Source organism: Aestuariimicrobium soli, from assembly GCF_051192575.1.
Taxonomy (GTDB): domain Bacteria; phylum Actinomycetota; class Actinomycetes; order Propionibacteriales; family Propionibacteriaceae; genus Aestuariimicrobium; species Aestuariimicrobium soli.
In genome coordinates, this window is record NZ_JBPJSQ010000002.1 from 513583 (window position 1) to 520047 (window position 6465).

Genomic DNA, 6465 nt, shown 5'->3' on the forward strand with positions numbered 1-6465 from the left:
GGTCACCAGCCCCGGTCGTCGGCGAACTCGTCCTCGTCGGCCGGTGGCTCGTCGAGGCTCAGCTCGATGCGCGGGCAGTCCTTCCAGAGTCGCTCGAGGGAGTAGAGCTCGCGCTCCTCCTCGTGCTGCACGTGCACGACCACGTCGACGTAGTCGAGCAGCACCCAGCGGTTTTCCCGCTCCCCTTCGCGACGCACCGGCTTGAGGCCGGCCTCGAGCAGCTTCTCCTCGATGGCGTCGACCAGGGCACCGACCTGCCGATCGGAGCGCGCGCCGATCACCAGGAACACGTCGGTGATCGCGAGGTGGTCCGAGACGTCGAAGGCGACGATGTGTCGTCCGTGCTTGTCGGAGGCGGCCTGGGCGGCCAGCTTGGTGGTGTCGAGGGCGACGTCGGTGGCGGTCACTGCTCTCCTGGAGTCGGGTCGGGCTGGTCGTTGTCCGGCTGGTCGTTTTCGGGGTTGGCGAAGCCCTGGGCGTACAGGCCGCGCTTGTTGATGTACTGCACGATGCCGTCGGGCACCAGGTACCAGATGGGTTGCCCCTCGCTGACCCGCTCGCGGCAGGCCGTCGACGAGATCGCCATGGCGGGCACCTCGAGCAGCGTCACCTTGTCCTTGGGCAGGTGCGCGATGTCGTCGGGCCCCAGTGGCACACCGGGGCGGGAGACACCCACGAAGTGGGCCAGGTCGAACAGTTCCTCGGCGCCACGCCAGGTGAGGATCGCGGCCAACGCGTCGGCGCCGGTGATGAAGAACAGGTCGGTCTCGTCACCGCGCTCGGCACGCAGGTCTTTCAGCGTGTCGACGGTGTAGGTGTTGCCCTCCCGCTCGATGTCGACCCGGCTGGTCGAGAACGACGGGTTCGATGCCGTCGCGATCACGGTCATCAGGTAGCGGTCCTCGGCCAGCGACACCGTCTTGCCCGCCTTCTGCCAGGGCACGCCGGTGGGCACGAAGACCACCTCGTCGAGGTGGAACCGGGCGGCCACCTCGCTGGCCGCCACCAGGTGACCGTGATGAATCGGGTCGAAGGTGCCACCCATCACCCCCAGCCGGTGACGGCCGTGGTGACGGTTGATGCCCACGGCAGCGGTGGGAATGGGGGACGACATCAGCTGTGCGGGCGGGAATCCCCGAAGACCTTCACGAAGGCGAGGGCGGACATCAGCAGGACGAACGCGATGACCCCGACGAGCAGGGTGGAACCGGTGACGAGCGCAATCATGGCCGACAGCCTAGTCCCCTCAGCCGCGAACCTGCCCCTGCCCGACGACGACATACTTCGTCGAGGTCAGTTCGGCGAGCCCCATGGGGCCTCGGGCGTGCAGCTTCTGGGTGGAGATGCCGATCTCAGCCCCGAACCCGAACTCGCCGCCGTCGACGAAGCGCGACGACGCGTTCACCAGCACGGCCGCGGCGTCGATGCGACCGGCGAACTCGGCGGCGGTGGCCTGGTCGGTGGTGACGATCGTCTCGGAGTGCCCCGTGGTGTGCGCCTGGATGTGCGCGATGGCCTCGTCCAGATCGTCGACGACGCGGGCCGCCAGGTCGAGGCTGAGGTACTCGGCGTCGAACTCGTCGTCGGTCGCTGAGGTGGCGTCGGGGTTGAGCGCCAGGGTGGCCGCGTCGGCGTGCACGGTGACCCCGGCCTCGTGCAACAGCGGACGAACCGCCGCCCAGTAGCCCTCGGCCACGTCTCGGTGCACCAGCACGGTCTCGAGCGCATTGCAGACGCTGGGGCGCTGCGCCTTCGCGTTGACGGTGATGGCGGCCGCGACCGCCAGATCGGCATCGCGGTCGACGTAGAGGTGGCAGTTGCCGGTGCCGGTCTCGATGACGGGCACGGTCGACCCCGTGACCACGGCCTCGATCAGGCCCGCTCCCCCGCGCGGGATGAGCAGGTCGACCTGACCGCGGGCGGTCATCAGTTCGCCGGTCACCTCGCGGCCGCCCTCGACCAGCTGCACGGCGTCGGTGTTCAGGCCGGCCTGCTCGAGCCCCGCCCGCAGCGCCGCGACCACGGCACGGTTGCTGTGCAGGGCGGACGATGACCCGCGCAACAGGGCGGCATTGCCCGACTTGAGGCAGATGCCGGCCGCATCGGCGGTCACGTTCGGGCGCGCCTCGTAGATGATGCCTACCACACCGAAGGGCACGCGCTGCTGACTGATGTGCAGACCGGTGGCGGTCGTCCACTGGCGGGCCACCTCGCCGACCGGGTCGGGCAGGGAGGCGAGATCGCGCAGTCCCTGCGCCATGCCGGCCACTCGGTCGACCGTCAGCCGCAACCGGTCGATCTGGGAGGCGGCGGTTCCGGCCTGCTCGGCGGCGTCGACGTCGAGCTGATTGGCGCTCAGCACGTCGCCGGTGCGGGCCACCAGCGCGTCGGCGAGCAGGTGCAGGGCCTCGTCCTTGGTGGCCCGATCGGTGCGAGCCAGTTCGCGGGCGGCGATGCGCGCGGCGGTGGCCTGGTCGGTGAAAGCAGTCACGAGATCCGAGCCTAGGAGGGTCACGCCGTGGGCGCCGCGGGAGTCCGCACGCTGGGCTCGACGAGGCCGTCGTCCGGTTGCGGTCCACGGGCCCTGACCAGCCCGTTGCGGCGCAGCAACCACCACACGGCGTTGAGCAGGCAGATGACGAAGAACGAGCCGGCCGCCATCTGCAACGAGATGTCGCCCGCCCACGTGCCCCAGACGAACCAGATCACCTGCACGAAGACCTGGTAACCGAGGAATCCGATGCTGACGCCGCGAATGTCGCGGCAGCGCAGCAGGTCGAGGAACTGCGCGATGCCGCCGAACAACTGAGGAATGGAGATGAGGGCACCGAAGACCACGGGGTTCCACAGGTCGGTGGCGACCATCACCACGATGCCCGCCAGCGGGGCCGCGAAGGTGCGCACGATCGAGAGGTGGCGGTCGGCCCGCACGAACCACAGCACCAGCAGGCCGAGAAGGCAGGCGACGCCGTTGGCGAGGATCAGGTTCGGCGCGCCGGTGAGCACCCCGTGGACGATCCAGGTGCCGGTGACGGCCACGGTCACCTGCCACATCACCAGCGAGGCGCCGGCGCTGGTGCGTGAGCGAACCAGGCGCAGCAGCTGCGGAATGCCGGCCACCGAGCTGAGGATGGCGCAGGCCCAGCCGTAGATCTCCAAGGGCGTCATGCCCGCCTCCTGTTCAGCATCAATTGGTCGCGGTGCACGACCTCCCGGTCGTACTGGGCGCCGAGGGCCTCGGCCAGTTCGGCGGTCTTGCGGCCGAGCATGGCGGGCAGTTCCTCGGACGAGAACGAGACCAGCCCTCGTCCGACGACGCGACCATCGGGCCCGACGACCTCGACGGGATCGCCCGCCGCGAAGTCACCCTCGACCCTGGTCACCCCGGCCGCGAGCAGGGAGGCGCCACCCTCGACGAGGGCGCGCACGGCCCCGGCGTCGATCAGCAGCCGCCCCCGGGCGAGGGAGGCGTGGGCCAGCCACAGCAGCCGGCGCGGTCGCCGCTTGCCGGCCGCGTCGAACCAGGTGCCGATCTCGGGGTCGCCTCGCAGGGCATCGGCCGCGCGATCGGCCGAGGCGAGCAGCGTGGGAATCCCGACGCTGGTGGCGATCTGGGCCGCCTGCAGCTTGGTGGTCATGCCGCCGGTGCCCACGTGACTGCCGCCGCGTGAGGTGTCGACCTCGAGGGCGTCGATGTCGGGCACATGATCGATGCGAACCGCGCCGGGCATGCACGGGTGCGCCGTGTAGAGGGCGTCGACGTCCGAGAGCAGGACGAGCGCATCGGCGCGCACCACCTGCGCCACCAGGGCGGCAAGACGGTCGTTGTCGCCGAAGCGGATCTCGTGGGTGGCGACCGTGTCGTTCTCGTTGACGACGGGCACCACTCCCAGCTGGAGAAGCCTCCCCAGGGTGCGGGTGGCGTTCCGGTAGCTCGCCCGACGGGTGAGGTCGTCGACGGTGAGCAGCACCTGCCCCGCGGTCAGGCCGTGCCCGGCGAACAGGTCGGTGTAGCGACTCATCAACAGCCCCTGCCCCACCGACGCTGCGGCCTGCTGGCCGGCCAGATCGCGGGGGCGGCTGCTCATGCCCAGTTGCGGGTAGCCAGCGGCCATGGCCCCGGACGAGACCAGCACGACGTCCTTGCCGCCGGCGCGTAGGTCGACCAGGGCGCGCACGAGTCGCTCGACGCGCTGGGGTGCGATGCCACCCTCGGGGGTGGTCAGGGACGAGGAGCCGACCTTCACGACCACACGCCTGGCCCCGGTGAGGGCGCGGCGGTCAGTCACGGTCGTCGGTGGCGGGTTCGTTGAAGTCCTCGGCGAAGTCCCCGAAGTCGGCGCCCCTCTGGCGGGACTGCTCCTCGGCCTCCGCGTCGATGTCGAGGGGCACCCCGGCACGCCAGTTCACCCCACGCGGGTCACGCCCGACCACGCCGTACTTGGCGCGGGCCTCGTGATAGGCCTTGTCCTCCTCGCGGCGACGGGTGGCCGAGGGGCGCTCCGTGTCGAAACGCTGGTCCTCACCACGGCGGCCGAGCATCTCGGCGCCCGCCTCGATCTGCGGGGCGTAGTCGAACACCACGGCATCGTCACCGCCCACGGCGACCGCATCGCCGGGGACGGCGCCGAGCTTGGCCAGCTGGTCCTCGATGCCGAGCCGGTTGAGTCGGTCGGAGAGGAAGCCGACGGCTTCGGCATTGTTGAAGTCGGTCTGGCGCACCCAGCGTTCGGGCTTGTCACCCCGCACGCGCCACAGGAAGCCGCCGTCGCCGTCGCCCTGGCGCTTGATGGTGAACTCACTCTGCGACTTCGCGGCCACCGGACGCAGCACGATGGTCGGCGCCGCCTTCGGGGGCAGGGTCGCCCGACGGTGCTTGACGATCTCGGCCATGGCGAAGATCAGCTGCTGCAGCCCCTCCCCCGACTTGGTCGAGATCGGGAACACCTTCAGGCCTCGCGCGGCGATGTCGGCCTCGACCATGGCCGCGATCTCGGCTCCGTCGGGCACGTCGACCTTGTTGAGCGCGACCAACCGCGGCCGGTCTTCCAGCCCACCGTGGGCGGCGAGCTCGGCCTCGATGACGTCGAGATCGCTCAACGGGTCACGTCCGGGTTCGAAGGTGGCGGTGTCGACCACGTGGACAAGCGCCTGGCACCGCTCGATGTGCCGCAGGAAGTCGTGGCCGAGGCCTCGTCCGTCGGATGCTCCCTCGATCAGCCCAGGAACGTCGGCCACCGTGAAGGTGGTGTCACCGGCGATGACGACGCCGAGGTTGGGGATCAGCGTGGTGAACGGGTAGTCGGCGATCTTCGGACGAGCCCGCGAGATCGCGGCGATCAGCGACGACTTGCCGGCACTGGGGAACCCCACGAGCCCGACATCGGCCACCACCTTGAGCTCGAGCTGGATCTGGCGCTCCTCGCCCTCCTCGCCGAGCAGGGCGAAACCGGGGGCCTTGCGGGCGGACGACGCGAGTGCCGCGTTCCCCAATCCACCCTTGCCGCCCTGGGCCACGACCAGCTCGGTGCCCTCGCCCGTGAGGTCGGCCAGCTGCTCGCCGGTGGAAGAATCGGTCACCACCGTGCCGTCGGGCACGGACAGGACGATGTCCTCGCCCACGGCGCCGTTCTGGTGGTCACCCTTGCCGGCCTCACCACTGGGAGCCTTGCGCACCGACTGCCGGTGGTAGTCGACCAGGGTGGTGAGCTGGGTGTCGACGCGCAGGATGATCGACCCGCCGTTGCCACCGTTGCCGCCGTCGGGACCGCCCAGAGGCTTGAACTTCTCGCGGTGCACCGAGGCGCAGCCGTTGCCACCATGGCCGGCGCGCACGGTGAGGGTGACCCGGTCGATGAAGCTGGGAATGGCCATGGTGGCGATGCTCCGATGGTGCTAGAGGATGCTGCTGGGGGTGAGACTACTGAGGGGAATGCTGCTGAGTGGACGCTGCCCGGTGAACGGGGGGGTGGGAATCGTGGTCCGGCTCGCGGACGCTGGTGCGCTCGGACGACCCCGTACCCCACCGCCGAGTCTACCGGTGGCCCTGGCGTCGGGTCGCGAGGGCCCCTGGATCGCCTTTGCCTCCCGAACGTGCAGCCGCCGCCGTTGCAACACGGGCAAACACACCCAACGAGGGCAAACGCACCCCACGGCAGGCAAACACCCCGGAAATGAGTACACCCCCCTGACCCGAAGGTCAGGGGGGTGTGTAAGTCCGGCGGCGTCCTACTCTCCCACAGGGTCCCCCCTGCAGTACCATCGGCGCTGAAAGGCTTAACTTCCGGGTTCGGAATGGAACCGGGTGTTTCCCTTTCGCCATGGCCACCGAAACATCAAGGAGATGCTCCAGGCACCAGACAACCATATGCATGTTGTAACTGGTTCCCGACCGTATCTCGGGAACCACACAGTGGACGCGTAGCATCTTTGTAGAAGATATGAGACAAGCCCTCGGCCTATTAG

6 protein-coding genes and 1 rRNA gene are annotated in these 6465 nt (G+C 69.6%); all 7 read right to left on the reverse strand.

Annotated features, from left to right (window positions below; genetic code table 11):
* Positions 1-2: 2 nt before the first annotated feature.
* The 7 genes from rsfS to rrf all read right to left on the reverse strand — a co-directional run bounded on the left by rsfS (position 3) and on the right by rrf (position 6332).
* The gene (rsfS, locus tag ACSDQ9_RS03665; protein WP_435143695.1) at positions 3-407 is read right to left on the reverse strand and encodes a ribosome silencing factor; all 405 of its coding nucleotides are present in this window, start codon (positions 405-407) and stop codon (positions 3-5) included.
* Complete coding sequence (gene nadD, locus ACSDQ9_RS03670) at positions 404-1114, reverse strand: nicotinate-nucleotide adenylyltransferase (RefSeq protein WP_435143698.1); 711 nt, start codon at positions 1112-1114, stop codon at positions 404-406. Before nadD ends, rsfS begins: the two co-directional genes overlap by 4 nt.
* Positions 1115-1246: 132 nt before the next feature.
* A complete protein-coding gene (locus tag ACSDQ9_RS03675; RefSeq protein WP_435143701.1) occupies positions 1247-2491 on the reverse strand; it encodes a glutamate-5-semialdehyde dehydrogenase in 1245 nt (414 codons plus the stop codon).
* A gap of 20 nt (positions 2492-2511) precedes the next feature.
* Complete coding sequence (locus tag ACSDQ9_RS03680; RefSeq protein WP_435143704.1) at positions 2512-3168, reverse strand: SemiSWEET family sugar transporter; 657 nt, start codon at positions 3166-3168, stop codon at positions 2512-2514.
* Positions 3165-4289, reverse strand: coding sequence for a glutamate 5-kinase (gene proB, locus ACSDQ9_RS03685; RefSeq protein ID WP_435143705.1), 1125 nt, complete (start codon positions 4287-4289; stop codon positions 3165-3167). The genes ACSDQ9_RS03680 and proB overlap by 4 nt, the downstream gene beginning before the upstream one ends.
* The gene (gene obgE, locus ACSDQ9_RS03690; protein WP_435143706.1) at positions 4282-5874 is read right to left on the reverse strand and encodes a GTPase ObgE; all 1593 of its coding nucleotides are present in this window, start codon (positions 5872-5874) and stop codon (positions 4282-4284) included. The genes proB and obgE overlap by 8 nt, the downstream gene beginning before the upstream one ends.
* A 341-nt stretch (positions 5875-6215) precedes the next feature.
* Positions 6216-6332, reverse strand: a 5S ribosomal RNA gene (rrf, locus tag ACSDQ9_RS03695).
* Between the last annotated feature and the right edge of the window lie 133 nt (positions 6333-6465).

What these genes read in the sequence shown, in the direction of transcription:
- ACSDQ9_RS03680 (WP_435143704.1), bottom strand. Translation starts at nt 3,168, where the DNA reads ATGACGCCCTTGGAGATCTACGGCTGGGCCTGCGCCATCCTCAGCTCG.
- obgE (WP_435143706.1), bottom strand. Translation starts at nt 5,874, where the DNA reads ATGGCCATTCCCAGCTTCATCGACCGGGTCACCCTCACCGTGCGCGCC.
- nadD (WP_435143698.1), bottom strand. Translation starts at nt 1,114, where the DNA reads ATGTCGTCCCCCATTCCCACCGCTGCCGTGGGCATCAACCGTCACCAC.